Annotated in this window: 13 protein-coding genes; 7 read left to right on the forward strand and 6 right to left on the reverse strand. The window is 62.0% G+C overall.

Going from position 1 to position 16,806, the window contains the following annotated elements; all coding sequences use genetic code 11:
• Positions 1-48 precede the first annotated feature (48 nt).
• The 6 genes from ACW9HW_RS22985 to pilG form a co-directional block, all read right to left on the reverse strand.
• Positions 49-516 carry a chemotaxis protein CheW gene (locus tag ACW9HW_RS22985; protein ID WP_457401845.1) on the reverse strand — a complete coding sequence of 156 codons (468 nt, stop codon included), beginning with the start codon at positions 514-516 and terminating at the stop codon, positions 49-51.
• Positions 509-6,538 (reverse strand): Hpt domain-containing protein, encoded by a 6,030-nt coding sequence (locus ACW9HW_RS22990; RefSeq protein ID WP_457401846.1) that lies wholly within the window; start codon positions 6,536-6,538, stop codon positions 509-511. Before ACW9HW_RS22990 ends, ACW9HW_RS22985 begins: the two co-directional genes overlap by 8 nt.
• Positions 6,539-6,601: 63 nt before the next feature.
• Positions 6,602-8,662 carry a methyl-accepting chemotaxis protein gene (locus ACW9HW_RS22995; RefSeq protein ID WP_095196380.1) on the reverse strand — a complete coding sequence of 687 codons (2,061 nt, stop codon included), beginning with the start codon at positions 8,660-8,662 and terminating at the stop codon, positions 6,602-6,604.
• 143 nt (positions 8,663-8,805) lie between these two features.
• On the reverse strand, positions 8,806-9,360 hold the full coding sequence (locus tag ACW9HW_RS23000) for a chemotaxis protein CheW (RefSeq protein ID WP_095196379.1): 555 nt from the start codon (positions 9,358-9,360) through the stop codon (positions 8,806-8,808).
• A gap of 10 nt (positions 9,361-9,370) precedes the next feature.
• On the reverse strand, positions 9,371-9,736 hold the full coding sequence (gene pilH, locus ACW9HW_RS23005) for a twitching motility response regulator PilH (RefSeq protein ID WP_095196378.1): 366 nt from the start codon (positions 9,734-9,736) through the stop codon (positions 9,371-9,373).
• Positions 9,737-9,793: 57 nt separating this feature from the next.
• Entirely contained in the window at positions 9,794-10,198 is a 405-nt protein-coding gene (pilG, locus tag ACW9HW_RS23010; RefSeq protein ID WP_046053663.1) for a twitching motility response regulator PilG, read from the reverse strand.
• Positions 10,199-10,552: 354 nt separating this feature from the next.
• Here pilG and gshB point away from each other — a divergent pair, with 354 nt between their 5' ends.
• The 7 genes from gshB to ACW9HW_RS23045 all read left to right on the forward strand — a co-directional run bounded on the left by gshB (position 10,553) and on the right by ACW9HW_RS23045 (position 16,673).
• Positions 10,553-11,524 (forward strand): glutathione synthase, encoded by a 972-nt coding sequence (gene gshB / locus ACW9HW_RS23015; protein WP_457401847.1) that lies wholly within the window; start codon positions 10,553-10,555, stop codon positions 11,522-11,524.
• A gap of 148 nt (positions 11,525-11,672) precedes the next feature.
• Positions 11,673-12,572: an energy transducer TonB gene (locus ACW9HW_RS23020; protein ID WP_095196376.1), complete on the forward strand. Its 900-nt coding sequence runs from the start codon at positions 11,673-11,675 to the stop codon at positions 12,570-12,572.
• Positions 12,573-12,765: 193 nt separating this feature from the next.
• Positions 12,766-13,338 carry a YqgE/AlgH family protein gene (locus ACW9HW_RS23025; RefSeq protein ID WP_095196375.1) on the forward strand — a complete coding sequence of 191 codons (573 nt, stop codon included), beginning with the start codon at positions 12,766-12,768 and terminating at the stop codon, positions 13,336-13,338.
• Positions 13,338-13,775, forward strand: a complete 438-nt coding sequence (ruvX, locus tag ACW9HW_RS23030) for a Holliday junction resolvase RuvX (protein WP_095196374.1) — start codon at positions 13,338-13,340, stop codon at positions 13,773-13,775. Before ACW9HW_RS23025 ends, ruvX begins: the two co-directional genes overlap by 1 nt.
• Before the next feature lie 94 nt (positions 13,776-13,869).
• The gene (pyrR, locus tag ACW9HW_RS23035) at positions 13,870-14,373 is read left to right on the forward strand and encodes a bifunctional pyr operon transcriptional regulator/uracil phosphoribosyltransferase PyrR (RefSeq protein WP_095196373.1); all 504 of its coding nucleotides are present in this window, start codon (positions 13,870-13,872) and stop codon (positions 14,371-14,373) included.
• Between the two features lie 27 nt (positions 14,374-14,400).
• Complete coding sequence (locus ACW9HW_RS23040; RefSeq protein WP_095196372.1) at positions 14,401-15,405, forward strand: aspartate carbamoyltransferase catalytic subunit; 1,005 nt, start codon at positions 14,401-14,403, stop codon at positions 15,403-15,405.
• The gene (locus tag ACW9HW_RS23045; protein ID WP_095196371.1) at positions 15,402-16,673 is read left to right on the forward strand and encodes a dihydroorotase; all 1,272 of its coding nucleotides are present in this window, start codon (positions 15,402-15,404) and stop codon (positions 16,671-16,673) included. The genes ACW9HW_RS23040 and ACW9HW_RS23045 overlap by 4 nt, the downstream gene beginning before the upstream one ends.
• Positions 16,674-16,806: the final 133 nt, after the last annotated feature.

Here is a 16,806-nt window from a genome sequence, read left to right on the forward strand (position 1 = left end):
TTGAAATGCATTCCCCTGTGGGAGCGAGCCTGCTCGCGAAGGGGCCCGTCAAACTACCCCGGCATTCACCAACAACTCCTCCAGCGCTATCAAATCCGGTACCTTGGCCACCTGATCAGCCACCTGCACCGCCGCTTTTTCCAGCGAGCACAACGGCACATCCACATAGCTCAACTGACTGTCGAGCTTGTACGAGCGCGGAATGCCCTGGACCAGCATCGCGATGAATTTCAGGTCGGGACGACCTCCCAGCGCATTGAGGATGATGATTCGCGCGCGCTCGCCGATGACGATTTTATTGCCGCACGCCGACTCGAAACTGAGCAAGGGAATCTGCCGGTTGCGCCAGGTGACGCGCCCCAGGTACCACGGCGGTGTATCGAGATCGAATGCCGCGGGCTGGTAATCGATCAGCTCGGCGACGGCGACGTTGGGCAGGATCAGGTTGCGGTCGGCCAGGGGCAGCAGCAGGCCGGTAAGGTTGATGCTGCGCTGGTTGATGCGCTGCTCAAGCATGGGTTTTGCTCCACAGGGCAATGCTTTCGAGCAGTACCGATTCCTGGTACGGCTTGCCGAGGTAGTCGTTGACACCGATGGCCATGGCCCGGTCGCGGTGTTTCTGGCCGGTGCGGGAGGTGATCATGATGATCGGCAGGTGCTGCAAACGTTCATCGTTGCGCACTTGTGTCGCCACTTCGAAGCCGTCCATGCGTGGCATTTCGATGTCCAGCAGCATGACATCCGGCATGTGTTCTTCGAGCAGCAGCATGGCGTCGACGCCGTCCTTGGCCGTCAGTACGTTCATACCGTGACGTTCGAGCAGACGGCTGGTGACCTTGCGCACGGTGACCGAATCGTCGACCACCATCACCAGCAACGGTCGTTGCGGCTCGAGCTCCGTGTCGTGGCTTGGCGTGCGCTGCGGCACATGGGCTTGCAGGGCGCGAATCGGCGCCAGCAAATCGAGAATCAGCACCACCCGGCCATCCCCCAGAATCGTTGCCCCGGAGACGCCCTGCACCGCCGCGAACTGCGGGCCGAGGCTCTTGACCACAATCTCTCGGGTGCCGGCCATGGCGTCGACCTGCACCGCGATGTGGCGCTCGTTGCATTGCACCAGCAGTACCGGCAACGGCAGGCTCTGGCCCAAGAGTTTTGGCCGGGGGCTGGTTTTCAGCAGCTCGCCCAGATAGCACAGCTCATAGCGTTGCCCGGCGTATTCATAGGTCGGCGGATCGAGACGGAAATGCCCTTCGAGCTCGTTGGGCAACACGCGGACGATCCCATCGATGGTGTTCAGCGGGATCGCATATTGATCCTCCCCGCATTGCACCATCAACGCCCGGTTGACCGACACGGTAAACGGCAGGCGGATACGGAAATGCACGCCCTGCCCGGCCACAGAGTCGATGCTCATGCTGCCGCCCAGTTGCCGTACCTCTTCGTGGACCACGTCCATGCCGACGCCACGCCCGGAGATCTGGGTGATTTTCTCGGCGGTGGAAAACCCCGGTTGCAGGATGAACTGCAACACGTCGCGGTCGCTGATTTCCGTGTCCGGGTCGAGCAAGCCACGCTTGATGGCCTTGCGTCGCACCGCGTCCAGCGGCACCCCGGCACCGTCATCGCGGATATCGAAAATGATGTCGCCGCCTTCGCGCGACAGATCAAGGGTGATGCGCCCCTGCGCCGGTTTACCCGCCGCGATGCGCGCCTCGGCGGACTCCAGACCATGGTCCACGGCGTTGCGCAGCATGTGCTCCAGCGGTGCCGCCATGCGTTCGAGCACGTTGCGATCCATTTCGCCTTCGGCGTTGCCGACGATGAACTCGACGTCTTTGCCCAACTCCTCGGACACCTGGCGAACAATGCGCTTCAAGCGCGGCAACATCCTTTCGAAGGGCACCATGCGCGTGCGCATCAGGCCTTCCTGCAACTCAGTGTTGATGCGCCCCTGTTGCTGCAGCAGGTTTTCCGCATCCTGGTTGCGCCGGTCGAGGGTTTCCTTGAGATCAAGCAAGTCGGAGGCGGATTCGAACAGGGCGCGGGACAGTTGCTGCAACTGCGAGTGCCGATCCATCTCCAACGGGTCGAACTCTTCGTAACCCAGGCGTTCGGCGTCGACTTGCTGGCGACTGAGGATCCGGCCCTGGGTTTCCGTGTCGAGGCGACGCAACTGATCGCGCATACGCTCGATGGTGGTTTCCATTTCGTTCAAGGCTGTTTGGGCATCGCTGACTTGCTGTTCGATCCGGCCGCGGAAGATCGACGTTTCGCCCGCCAGGTTGACCAGGTCGTCGAGCAGTTCCGCCGAGACCTTGACCATGTCCGCACCGGCGTCCTGTGGCAGCAGCGGCGTCTCGGCTTTTATCGCAGCAGGCAGCGCGACCGGTGCCGGGATTTCAGGGACCGTCGGATGGCTGAAATTCCTGATCGCATCGAGCAATCGGTCCGCCGGCGGCAACGGTTCCCCGGCACGGGCCGCGTCGAGCATTTGCGCCAGCCGGTCATGGCTGCGTTGCAGCAATTCAAACAACGTGGCCGTGGGTTTCAGTACGCCGGTGGATAAACCTTCGTAGAGGAATTCCAGCTCATGGGCCAGATCGCCGATCGGGGTGATTTCCACCATGCGCGCACCACCCTTGAGGGTGTGCAGGTCGCGCAGCAGGGTTTCCACGTCCTGGCGGTTCGAAGGCTCGGCCTGCCAGCGTACCAGTGCCGCGCCGGAACTCTCGATGATGTCGAAGCCTTCCTCGAGGAAGATATCCAGCAACTCGCTATCATGATGAGTCGTGTCGTTGCCGGCCTCTGGCTCGATCACGTCGGTGTGGCCCGCGTGGCCCTGGCGAAAGGCGCGAATCGCTTCGACCAGTTCACCGGGATCGCCCAACGGCTGATGGCGCTGCAGCTGCTCAAGCATTTGCGCCAAGCGCTCATGGCTGTGCTGGAGCAACTGCGCCAGCACTTCGCTGTGGCTGTAGCGGCGGTCGACCAAACCTTCGTACAGGCTTTCCAGCTCATGGGCCAGGTCACCGACCGGCTCGACCTCGGCCATCCGCGCACCGCCCTTGAGGGTGTGCAAGTCGCGTTGCAGGGACGACAACGGTGCAGGGTTCTGCGGCTCGCCTAACCAGCGTTGCAACGCCTGGTTGGCGCTGTCGAGGATATCCACGGCTTCTTCGAGGAAGATCGCAACGATTTCATCATCGAGCTCGACTGCGCGATCCTTTGTGGGAGCGAGCCTGCTCGCGATGGACTCACTGGCACCGCGTTTATCCAATGACAACGCGTCATCGTTAACGTCCTTCGCGAGCAGGCTCGCTCCCACAGGGGAAAGTGTATTTTCAAGTTCCGCGGTGGCCTCACCGAGGTCACGGATGCTCAGGGTGCGGCTGCCGTCGCTGCGGATCAGGCCCATGGCCGATGGATCGAGACTCTGATCGAGCAAGCCGTGCAAGGCACGAATGCGCTCCGGGCGCGGGCTGACTTCCTGGCCGGCGGCCAGTTCGTCGAGCATGTTGATCAGTGCTTCGTGGGCACTTTGCGCCTCGTGGAAAAATGTCTCGCTGACGGCCAGGCTGCTTTCTTCCACGGCACCGTAGAGGTCGAGCAGGGCTTCGCAGAGTTCGTCCACCGGATGCAGGTCGGCCAGGTGCGCGCCCTCGCCAAGGGTGGTCAATTCGTCCAGCAGCGCGCTGAGCTCCTGACGCTCGCCGGGGTGTTGCTGCCAGCGCTGTAACAGACTTTCAGCGTCGAGCAGGATGTCCATGCCCTGGGCCAGGAAGTTGTTGATCAACTGCGGATCACGCTTGATCCGCGGACCGCTGCTGGGTCCATTCGAGAGACCTTGCAGACGCTCGACCAGCAACGCCCGGGCCTGTTCGATCAACGCATGGGCGCTGGGGATTTCGGCCAGGGGATCGGTCTTGAGCTGGCGCAAGCCAAGGCGGAACAAGCCTTCGGCTTCCAGCAGCACATCAACTTCGTCCAGGTCCAGGGCGATCTGGTGCGCCTTGTATTCCCGGGCCAGTTGATCCAGCGGCGCGGCGAGCTCGACAATCGGCAAGACCCCGGCCATCGATGCGCTGCCCTTGAGGGTGTGCAAGGCGCGGAGCAACTCGTCACTGGCCTGCAAGGGCATGTGTTCGGCGGCCTGATCGAGAAAGCGGTTGAGGCTGGTCAAATGGGTTTCGGCTTCTTTGCGGAAGATCTCCAGCAACAACGGATCGAGCGCCGCGACGTCTTGCGTGTCTTCGTCGCAGGCCAGCTCACCACCTTTGGCCAAGGCATGGGCACGGGCGGCCAATTGATCGACATCGTTGCGCTGGCGTTGGGCATTATCGGCAAATTCGGTGACCAGTTCCGGCAACAGCGCTACTACATCACCCAGCAATTGCCGCACTGCGTCGCCCGGCGCCACGCTGTGTTCCAGTACACGGTTGAGCAGGTTTTCCACCGCCCACGCCAGCTCACCCAACACCAGCGCGCGGACCATCCGGCCACTGCCCTTGAGGGTGTGGAAAGCGCGACGCACCTCACCCAAAGCCGAGGTGTACTCAGGGTTGGCCGACCAGCGCGGCAAGTACTCCCGAAGGATTTCCAGCACCTCGTCGGTTTCTTCGAGGAACACTTCCCGCAGTTCGTCGTCCACCGGTTCCTCACCGGCGGGCGGCGGCAACAGGCTGCCCGGCGTGGTCAACGCGGGCGGATTGAGGGCGGATACCGGACTGGCCAGCACATCGGCCAGGGTCTGGACGACCGCCTGTGCATCCCGTTCCTGCATTTGTTGCATGACCTGCGCTTCGCTTGGGCTCAGCACATCCTCAAGCACCGGCACCTGCTGTCCGCTGGGCTTTTCGTTAGGAAAGAAGCCGAGGGATGCCAGGCTTTTTTCCGCGATGTCGAGCAACTGTTCACCGGGGGCTTCGGGGTCGTCGTTGAGACGTTCGAGGTAGTACTCAAGACTGGCGATGACGTCGGCCAGGCTGTCCAGTTCCTGCCATCCGGGCTGGCTAGGGTCGAGCATCAAATGTTCGCGGATGAAGTGGTTGCACGTTTCGACCAGGCCCGCCGCACGGTTCAACGGGATCATCGCCAGCGCGCCACGAACCTGGGTCAACAAGGCCGGCAGTGCCTGCAAATGCTGACGGTCCCAGTCGGCGTCGATGTAATCGACGATCATGTCCTTGGCCTCTTGCAGGCAGATGCGCGCTTCCTTGATCACGATCTGATGAATCTGCGTCAGGTCGGTGGTCGGCAGACGGCTTTCTTCCTGGCTCTCGGGCTCCACGGTGCCCACCATGCCGGCCAGGGTCGCTTCGACGTAGAGCAAAGCCCCGGCGACGTCCATGAGGGTCGCGTCATCGGGGGCGCGCTGGCCTTGGGCGAGGCTCAGTACCACGGCCAGTTGATCGATAATCACCTTGCGCGGCTGGCCGAATCCCAGCACCGCCAGGGTGTCGGCGATTTGCCGCAGCGGTGCCAGCAGGCTGTCGAGGTCCGAGGCGTGTTGCCGGTCGCTGCGCACGAACAGGTCCAGGCGCTCCTTGACTCGCACCAGCTCTTCACAGAGCGCCGCCAATACCGAGCGCATGGCGTCGCGGTCGGGGCCGGCCAGCCGCGCGCGTTCTTCATCGACCATCGCGCTGTCAGGCAGCGCGTCATCCAGTCCGTAGCGATCTTTCATGGTCAGCATCTGCCCGATGGGGTGTTCGGCTTTGGCAATGTAGAACAGCAAACTCTTGAGCAGCTCCGGCGGCGCCGGTTGATTGATCGCGGGCATGCCCTGTTCGAGCAGGCGCTTGAGTTCTTTGTCGGCGTCCTTGAACAGACTGCGCAAGGCCGGGCTGTTGGCGATCGCACCGCCACGCATGCCTTCGACCAGCGCCGAAGCGACCTGCCACAACGGGCTCAAGGGTGCGTTGCCGCACAAGCTTTCCAGGCGGGAAAACACCTTGGCCAGATATCCCAGGTGGGTGTCGTCATCCTGCTCGCGCAGCAAGCCGACCAGGGCCATTTGCAGCATCTGCCGCAACTTGCGCAGCACATTCGGCAGTTCCGCCGGCTCCAGCAATGCCAGGGACTCGGCGTCCAGGGGTGGCAGGTCCGGCCATTGCGGGCTGAACAGGCTGGTTTCCGACAGCAGGCTTTCACCACGGGCACTGCGCAGGTCGTTGATCAACGGCAGCACCACCAGCGGCAAGTCGCGACGGGCGCCTTGAACCCGGTCGAGGTAGATCGGCAGTTGCCCCAGGGCTTGCAACATCAGGTGCAGCGCTTCGTCACGATGACTGACGCGATTGTGTTGCAAGGCGGCGGTCAATTGCTCCATTTCTTCGGCGAGCAGGGCCGCGCCGTAGAATTCGACCATCTGCAAACTGCCGTGAACCTGATGGATGCACGCCAGGCAATCGCTCAGGGCGTGCGTCGCCTGCGGATCATCAAGCTGGGTTTCGATCGCGTGATGAGCCTGCTTCAGCGTTTCGGCAATCTCGCCTTTGACCCATTCGAGGGCCACATAGTCGTGCCGATCACCCATAACCACTCCAGTTTTCGCTTCAGTCACGTTGCATCAGTCAAATTGCAGGCGCCCGCAGGCGGTTCAAACTTTGTCGGTCACCTGTGTCTTGGTGGCCGGCAAGGTGAAACCGGACACCGACCGCCGCAGCTGACTGGCCATTTTTGCCAGGTTGCCGATGCTCTCGGCGGTGGCGGTGGAACCGGACGAGGTCTGCGTGGTGATCTGCTGGATCACGTTCATCGTCAGGGAAATCTGACCGGCAGACGACGTCTGTTGCTGTGCGGCGTTGGAAATGCTCTGGATCAGCGCCGCCAGGGTTTTGGAAACCCCTTCGATTTCCTCCAGGGCCACACCCGCATCCTGCGCCAGACGTGCGCCGCGCACCACTTCGGTGGTGGTCTGTTCCATGGAGATGACTGCTTCGTTGGTGTCGGTCTGGATCGCCCGCACCAGGGTTTCGATCTGCCGGGTGGCGGCCGAAGAGCGCTCGGCCAGCCGTTGCACCTCGTCGGCGACCACCGCGAAACCGCGCCCGGCATCCCCGGCCATGGACGCCTGGATCGCCGCATTGAGCGCGAGAATGTTGGTCTGATCGGCAATGTCATCGATCAGGCTGACAATGTCACCGATTTCCTGGGAAGACTCGCCAAGACGCTTGATCCGCTTGGCAGTGTCCTGAATCTGTTCGCGAATATTGTCCATGCCGTGGATGGTGTTGTGCACCACCTCGTTGCCCTTGTTGGCGATTTCCACCGAACGTTCGGCCACCGCCGAGGATTCAGCGGCGTTGGCTGACACCTGATCGATGGATTCGGCCATGTCGTTGATCGCGGTGGAGGCTTCGGAAATCTGCTGCGCCTGATGCTCCGAAGCCTGCGCCAGGTGCATGGCGGTGGCCTGCGTTTCCTGCACGGCGGCGGCGACCTGGCCGGCCGTCAGGTTAATGGTCGCCACGAGATCGCGCAGCTGGTCCACGGAATAGTTGATCGAGTCGGCAATGGTGCCGGTGAAGTCTTCGGTCACCGAGGCAGTCACGGTCAGGTCACCGTCGGCCAGGTCTTCGATTTCGTCGAGCAGTCGCATGATTGCGTTCTGATTGCGCTCGTTTTTCTCGGCGGTTTCCCGCAGCTGGCGATTGGTTTCGCGGACCATCACCAGACCGATGAGGATGATCGACATCAATGCCGCCAGACCCAGCACATAGCCGCCAATGGTGTCGGTGTTGCGCCCGCTGGCGAGGTTTTCGAAACCGCCGGCCAGGTGCGAGGCTTCGTCGAGCAGGGTCTGCGAGAGGCTGAAGATATTGGTGGCCGACTCGCGGACCTTGAACAGCTCCGGCGAGGTTTCGAGGATTTCATCCACCGAGCCGGAGACGAACTCGAACAGCTCGGAAATTTCCATCAGGCGCGCCCGCGCATCACGGTCTTCAACCTGGCTGACCCGCAGCGCTACATTGCCCTGGAGCATGCCGTTGAGTACCTGGCCGAACCGCGCCGCGTCGCGACCGAAGACGTCGGCCGCCTGCTGCGAGTTTTCGTCGCCGGACAGCACCGTGTTCACAGCGCCCAGAATGCGTTCGGCCAGCAGTGATTGACGCTGGGCCATCGCCACCTGGGCAGCCGGTGCGCCCCGCTGCAGGAGGATCTCCACCACTTTCTCGTATTCAACCTGCAACTGCGGCACGGTTTCGGCCAGGGTCGCGGCCACCTGATGCAGCGACAGCACGGTCTGCTCGCTGGAAAGAATGGCGTCGGTGTTTTTCAGCAGGCGCTCCCAGTCCATCTGCACCGCGCGCATTTCCGGGCGCACGACCGCTGGTGCCGGCGGCAGGCCGGTGGAAGGGTCGCCTTTTTTCAGATAGCTCCAGCGCTGGGCAAAATCATTGCGCGCATCGCTGAGCAGCTTGAACGCTGCGGCCTTGCCGGCGGCGGCTTCGGTGGCGTTCTTGGCAATGCGCTGGGACAAGACACGCAGCTCGCCGGCGTGACCGATGTACTGTTTGTCGTACGTCGCCTGGGTGTTGAGGTACGCGAAGTTGGCAAACAACAGCATGATGAAGATGATCAGCGCGATGAACAGCGCGATGATCTGCGAACGACTGCGCGACCCTTCCATTGGCTTGCCTGTTTTAGCTTTTATCATCGGTCTTCGCCTGTTAACCAACCATCTTCTAACCTGACGCGATCCCTGTGGGAGCTGGCTTGCCAGCGATAGCATTACCTCGGTTCAATGTGAGACCGAGTCGCCTGCATCGCGGGCAAGCCCGGCTCCCACAGGGTCCGCGTTTATAGCGCAATGTTCATGAATCCTTGGGACCTCGCCAGCGCAAACGGGCTGAACACCCGCCAGCTCTGCTCGCCTTCAAAGCAACCGTCGACAAACGCCGACATCGGCCCCGAGACGTCATCTGCCGGCACCGGCTTCAGGCTGTTGCGGGCAAAGTGCTGGAGGCCGAAGACCTCATCGACCATCAGCCCGGCGAACACCTCTTGATGCTCCACCACCAACACCCGCCGCTGCTTGCGCGGCGTCGAAAGCTCATGCCCGAACTCTTTACCCGAAAAGAAAGCACTCAAATCCATGATCGGCAGCAAGCGCCCACGCAGGTTGGCCACACCCTTGACCCAGGACTTGACGCCTGGCACCTGGGTAAAGCGCGGCTCATGCAGCACTTCACTGACTTCGCCCATGGGCGCGACGTACCAGTGCTCACCCAGGCGAAAGCCGATGCCGCTCCAGCTGTCCTGTCGGGTCGGCTGGGACGGCAAGTCCGCCGCCAGCAGACGACAGCGCTGGTCGATCTGCAGCAACAGCTCAAAGGCCGTCAGCGACTCGGTCATGGCCGGACAATCAACCCGGCAGCACGTTGTTCAGGGTTCTGATCAGGGTCTCTTCATCAACCGGCTTGGTCAGATAGTCCTTGGCACCCTGGCGCGTGCCCCAGACCTTGTCGGTTTCCTGATCCTTGGTGGTGATGATGATCACCGGGATGTGCCCGGTTTCCGGATCTTTGGTCAGCTGGCGGGTGGCCTGGAACCCGTTGAGGCCGGGCATGACGATGTCCATCAACACCGCATCGGGTTTTTCCAGGCGGGCCAGGGCCACGCCATCGGCGCCGTTTTCGGCTTTCAACACTTCATGACCGTGCTTTTCCAGCATGCCGGTCAGTTTGTACATTTCAGTCGGCGAATCATCGACGATCAGAATACGTGCCATGGTCTTCCCCATTCTTGTCGACACAAGGCCCGTTGGCCGAGCATCACTTCTGGTGTCTTACTGCGGCAAAACGGCGGCGAAGCCCGGAACATGGGCCTGGATCGCGTTCAGCAGTTCTTCCTTGCTGAAAGGCTTGGTCAAAAACTGGTCGGAGCCGACGATGCGCCCCTTGGCCTTGTCGAACAGCCCGTCCTTGGACGACAGCATAATCACTGGCGTGGACTTGAACGCACTGTTGTTCTTGATTAAAGCGCAGGTCTGATAGCCATCCAGACGCGGCATCATGATGTCGACGAAGATGATGCCGGGGTGATTGTCTGCAATCTTGGCCAGGGCATCGAAACCGTCGATGGCCGTGATGACCTCACACCCCACGTTCTTGAGCAGCGTTTCGGCGGTACGGCGAATCGTCTTCGAATCATCGATCACCATGACCTTCAAGGCGCTGGGTTGCTGTTCCATAATTGCTCTACCGTCGCCTTTACGAATCTATTTGTCCATTTGCAGTGGGTCGAGGGCCCGAAACCCTTGATGCTCAAGGGCCAGCACAACATGGCAGCCTTTTTAGCACAGTCTCCAATGCCAATCTATCGGCCGACCTTCGAGGTGGTTTTTCCTTGACCGCAAACCCACGCAGCGCCACTCTGACGCCACTTTTAAACGGTCCTTTTGGTCTGATCTTCTTACTGTGGGAGCGAGCCCGCTCGCGAATGCGGTGTGCCAGGCAACAACAATGTCACTGACACGCCCTCTTCGCGAGCAGGCTCGCTCCCACAGAAGATCGATACAGGCTCCCCAACTTCAGAGGAAACACCCATGAGCGTTCGCGTCGGGATTGTCATGGACCCTATCGCCAGCATCTCCTATAAAAAGGATAGCTCGCTGGCCATGCTGCTGGCCGCGCAGAAGCGTGGCTGGGAACTGTTCTATATGGAACAGCGCGACCTGTACCAGGCCGAAGGCCAGGCCCGGGCGCGGATGCGCCCGCTGAAAGTGTTTGCCAACCCGGAAAAATGGTTCGAGCTGGGCGCCGAAAACGACGCGCTGCTGAGCGATCTGGACGTGATCCTGATGCGCAAGGATCCGCCGTTCGACATGGAGTTCGTCTATTCCACGTATTTGCTGGAACAAGCCGAAAGTGCCGGCGTGCTGGTGGTCAACAAACCGCAGAGCCTGCGCGACTGCAACGAGAAACTGTTCGCCACGCTGTTCCCTCAGTGCACGCCGCCGACCATCGTCAGCCGCCGTCCGGATGTGCTGCGCGAATTCGCCGACCATCACGGTGACGTGATCCTCAAGCCGCTGGACGGCATGGGCGGCTCCTCGATCTTCCGCCACACCGCGGGTCACCCGAACCTGTCGGTGATTCTCGAAACACTGACGCTGCATGGTCAGCAGCAGATCATGATCCAGGGCTACCTGCCGGCCATCGTCGATGGCGACAAACGCATCCTGATGATCGACGGCGAGCCGGTGGACTACTGCCTGGCGCGCATTCCCGCCGCTGGCGAGACCCGTGGCAACCTCGCCGCCGGCGGCCGTGGCGAAGCGCGCCCGCTGACCGAGAAAGATCGCTGGATTGCCGCGCAAGTCGGTCTGACCCTGCGGGAAAAAGGCCTGCTGTTCGTCGGCCTCGACGTGATCGGCGAGCACCTGACGGAAATCAACGTCACCAGCCCGACCTGCATCCGCGAGATCGACAATGCGTTCGGCACTGACATCGGCGCAATGCTGATGGATGCCATCGAGAAGCAGCTGCAAGCTACCAGCCGCAAGCTACAAGCTTAAAGCACGTATGCATTTGCAACTCCCTTGCAGCTTGATGCTTGAAGCTGCTCGTCTACAGCTTGTCGCTTGCAGCTTGTAGCTTGAAGCTAAAAACCAACATTGCGTTATCATGCCCGGCCATTGAAAACGTGATGTTGGTTTTTCTGCCATGACCCTCCCGTCCGATCTGCCCCCCGAACTCGCCCATAGCGGCGTGCGCCCGGCCGATCGCCTCGGTTTTACCCTGTTTCTGGCGGCGCTGGTGCACCTGGCGTTGCTGTTGGGCGTCGGCTTTACGGTGGTCGAGCCCCAGCAAATCAGCAAAACCCTGGAAATCACCCTCGCCACGTTCAAAAGCGAAAAGAAGCCGGAAAAGGCCGATTTTCTTGCTCAAGAGAATCAGCAAGGCAGCGGCACCCTGGATAAAAAGGCCATTCCCAAGACCACCGAGGTCGCGCCTTTCCAGGACAACAAGGTGCAGAAAGTCACGCCACCACCGGCAGCCAAACCTGAAGTGCAGGAAGCGGCGCCCAAGGCGGCCGTGACCACCGTCGCGCCGAAGCCGAAAAAAGCCGCCACAAAAACCGAAGAACCCAAGCCCGTCACCAAACCTGCAGTGGCCGCGCCGACGTTCGATGCTGAACAGCTGTCGAGCGACATCGCCAGCCTGGAAGCGGAACTGGCCAACGAACAGCAGCTGTACGCCAAGCGCCCGCGCATCCACCGCTTGAGCGCCGCCTCGACCATGCGCGACAAGGGCGCCTGGTATAAAGACGAATGGCGCAAGAAGGTCGAGCGCATCGGCAACCTGAATTACCCCGACGAAGCCCGGCGCAAACAGATTTACGGCAACTTGCGCCTGATGGTGTCGATCAACCGTGACGGCTCGCTGTATGAGGTGCTGGTACTGGAATCCTCCGGGCAACCGCTGCTGGATCAGGCGGCCCAGCGCATCGTGCGTCTGGCGGCGCCGTTCGCTCCCTTTACCGGGGATTTGTCGGATATCGACCGCCTGGAAATCATCCGCACCTGGAAATTTGCGCGCGGGGATCGCCTCTCAAGTAATTGACCCCCCGCAAATGCCCCTTGTGGGAGCGAGCCTGCTCGCGAATGCGGTGTGTCAGGCAATACCAATGTCACTGACACTCCCTCTTCGCGAGCAGGCTCGCTCCCACAGTGGTCCGAGCCGTTATCAGGGTTTAGGCCATTTCCTGTGCATCCCCAGCTTGTCAGTTTGTCCCTCCGACGCCACACTAGCGCTCATGAAAAACGTCAGCCCCAGCTACCTCAAGCATCACTTCCTGATCGCCATGCCTCACATGGTCGACCCGAACTTTGCGCACACCTTGACCTACATCGTCGAGCACACGGCCAATGGTGCCATGGGGCTGGTGGTCAACCGCCCGCAGGACCTGAACCTGGCCGATATCCTCGAGCAATTGCGCCCCAATATCGAACCGCCGGTCCTCTGCCAGCATGTGCCGATCTTCATCGGCGGGCCGGTTCAGACCGATCGTGGCTTTGTTCTGCATCCGTCGGGCAAGACCTTTCAGGCGACCGTTGATCTGGAAGGTGACTTGTCCTTGTCGACCTCCCAGGACGTACTGTTCGCCATTGCCGATGGCGTCGGCCCGGCAAAAAGCCTGATTGCCCTCGGCTACGCCGGTTGGGAAGCCGGCCAGCTGGAAGCCGAACTGGCCCAGAACGCCTGGCTGACCTGCCCGTTCGACGCCGACATCCTGTTCAACACCAGCAGCGAACTGCGCCTGGAAGCGGCGGCCAAGCACCTGGGTGTCAACCTCAGCCTGCTCACCAGTCAGGCGGGGCACGCCTGATGGCCCTGCGGTTGATTCTGGGTTTTGACTACGGCACCAAACAGATCGGCGTCGCGGTCGGCCAGGTGATTACCGGCCAGGCCCGCGAGCTGTGTACCTTGAAAGCGCAGAACGGCATTCCCGACTGGGATCAGGTCGAAGCGCTGATCAAAGAATGGAAGCCCGATGCCGTCGTGGTCGGCCTGCCGCTGAACATGGATGGCACGCCCAGCGACATGTGCGTGCGTGCGGAAAAATTCGCCCGCCGCCTCAACGGCCGCTTCAACCTGCCCTTCTACACCCACGATGAGCGCCTGACCACCTTCGAAGCCAAGGGCGAACGCCTGGCCCGTGGCGGGCAGAAGGGCAGCTACCGCGACAACCCGGTCGACGCCATCGCCGCCGCCCTGCTGCTGCAAGGCTGGCTCGACGAAAACAGCGCGCTGTTCGAATCCTGACGTCACTAATCCTGAAGAGCCGCCAGCGTCTCTTTATAGCTGCAACCCGAGCCATCTCAAGCGACACCCGTCTCGGGCCCAAGAAGGAGCAACCATGAGCCTGCCAAATCCCGCCGAACTGATCAGCCAGATGGCGATCCGGCTTGAAGCCTACCTGGCCAAACGCGGCATCAGCGAACCGCGCTACATCGGTATCCGTACCGGCGGCGTCTGGGTCGCCCAGGCCTTGCTCAAAGAGATGGGCAACAATGAGCCCCTCGGCACGCTCGACGTTTCCTTTTACCGCGACGACTTCAGCCAGAACGGCCTGCACCCACAAGTGCGCCCCTCGGCCCTGCCGTTCGAAATCGAAGGCCAACACCTGGTGCTGATCGACGACGTGTTGATGAGCGGCCGGACCATCCGCGCCGCCATGAACGAACTCTTCGACTATGGCCGCCCGGCCAGCGTGACACTCGTGTGCCTGCTGGATCTGGACGCCGGCGAGCTGCCGATCCGCCCGAACGTACTGGGCGCGACCCTGTCCCTGGCGGCCCACGAACGGGTGAAGCTGTCCGGCCCGGAGCTTGCGCTCGAACTGCAAGACCTCGCCCTTTAATTCGCCCTATTGAGAGTCCCCCTTGCGATGACGCCTCTAGAAACCAAGCGCCCGCTGCAGCTCAATGACCAGGGCCAGCTGCGCCACTTCCTCTCGCTCGACGGTTTGCGCCGCGAGTTGCTGACGGAAATCCTCGACACCGCCGACTCCTTCCTTGAAGTCGGCGCCCGGGCAGTCAAAAAGGTCCCGTTGTTGCGCGGCAAAACCGTGTGCAACGTGTTCTTCGAGAACTCCACCCGCACCCGCACCACCTTCGAACTGGCGGCCCAGCGCCTGTCGGCGGACGTGATCACCCTGAACGTGTCGACATCGTCGGCAAGCAAGGGCGAAACGCTGCTCGACACCCTACGCAACCTGGAAGCCATGGCCGCCGACATGTTCGTCGTGCGCCACGGTGATTCCGGTGCCGCACACTTCATCGCCGAACACGTTTGCCCGCAAGTGGCGATCATCAACGGCGGCGACGGTCGTCACGCCCACCCGACCCAGGGCATGCTCGACATGCTGACCATTCGCCGGCACAAGGGCGGCTTCGAAAACCTTTCCGTGGCCATCGTCGGCGACATCCTGCATTCGCGGGTGGCGCGCTCGAACATGCTGGCGCTGAAAACCCTGGGGTGCCCGGACATCCGCGTCATCGCGCCGAAAACCCTGTTGCCGATCGGCATCGAGCAATACGGCGTGAAGGTCTACACCGACATGACCGAAGGCCTGAAAGACGTCGACGTGGTGATCATGCTGCGCCTGCAGCGTGAGCGCATGACCGGCGGCCTGTTGCCCAGCGAAGGCGAGTTCTACCGCCTGTTCGGCCTGACCACCGCGCGCCTGGCCGGCGCCAAGCCCGATGCCATCGTCATGCACCCTGGACCGATCAACCGTGGTGTGGAGATTGAGTCGGCGGTGGCCGACGGCCCGCACTCGGTGATCCTCAACCAGGTGACCTACGGCATCGCGATTCGCATGGCCGTTTTGTCCATGGCCATGAGCGGGCAGACTGCGCAGCGCCAATTCGAGCAGGAGAACCTTCAGTGAAGCTCAGCATCCTCGGCGCCCGCGTCATCGATCCGGCCAGCGGCCTGGATCAAGTCACCGATATCCATATTGAAGCCTGCAAGATCGTCGCCATCGGCGCCGCGCCCGCCGGTTTTGTCGCCGTCGACACCCTCGACGCCAAAGGCCTGGTGGCCGCCCCTGGCCTGGTCGACCTCAACGTCGCCCTGCGCGAACCGGGCTACAGCCGCAAAGGCTCGATCACCAGCGAAACCCGTGCCGCCGCGGCCGGGGGTATCACCAGCCTGTGCTGCCCGCCGAAAACCAAACCGGTCCTGGATACTTCGGCGGTGGCCGAATTGATCCTCGACCGCGCCCGCGAAGCCGGCAACACCAAAGTGTTCCCGATCGGCGCGCTGAGCAAAGGTCTGGACGGCGAACAGCTGGCCGAATTGGTCGCCCTGCGCGATGCCGGTTGCGTGGCCTTCGGCAACGGGCTGGAGAGTTTCCGCAACACCCGTACCCTGTGCCGGGCGCTGGACTACGCGGCCACCTTCGACTTGACGGTGATTTTCAACTCCCAGGATCACGACCTCGCTGAAGGCGGTCTGGCCCATGAAGGCCCGACCGCGAGTTTCCTCGGCCTGCCGGGCATTCCGGAAACCGCCGAAACCGTCGCCCTGGCCCGGGACCTGCTGCTGGTTGAACAAACCGGCGTGCGCGCGCACTTCAGTCAGCTCACCAGCGCACGCGGCGTGGCCCTGATCGCCCAGGCACAGGCCCGTGGCTTGAAGGTCACGGCCGACGTGGCGCTGTATCAGCTGATCCTCACCGACGAAGCCCTGATCGACTTCAGCAGCCTGTATCACGTCCAGCCGCCGTTGCGTACCCGCGCCGACCGCGACGGCCTGCGTGAAGCGGTGAAATCGGGCGTGGTCTCGGCCATCTCCAGCCATCACCAACCCCACGAGCGAGACGCCAAACTGGCGCCATTCGGTGCCACCGAGCCTGGGATCAGCAGCGTTGAATTGTTGCTGCCATTGGCGATGACGCTGGTGGAAGATGGTTTGTTGGACTTGCCAACGTTGCTGGCACGTTTGAGCGCCGGTCCTGCCGAGGCGTTGCGCCTGCCGGCCGGCAAACTGGCGGTGGGTGGGGCGGCGGATATCGTGCTGTTCGATCCTGCGGCTTCGACCGTGGCCGGTGAGACCTGGCTGTCCAAGGGCGAGAACTGCCCGTTCATAGGCCACACTCTGCCGGGCGTGGTGCGCTATACCCTGGTGGACGGCCGGATCAGCCACCAGGCGTAAGACCGCGTTGCTTGCATTCGCGAGCAGGCTCGCTCCCACAGGGTTATGTATTGACGCTGGACTAGCAGTCAACACACCCAATGTGGGAGCGAGCCTGCTCGCGAAGACTTACTAAAGGGCTCAGCGACGCTGA

The organism is Pseudomonas sp. SDO5532_S415 (assembly GCF_054071155.1).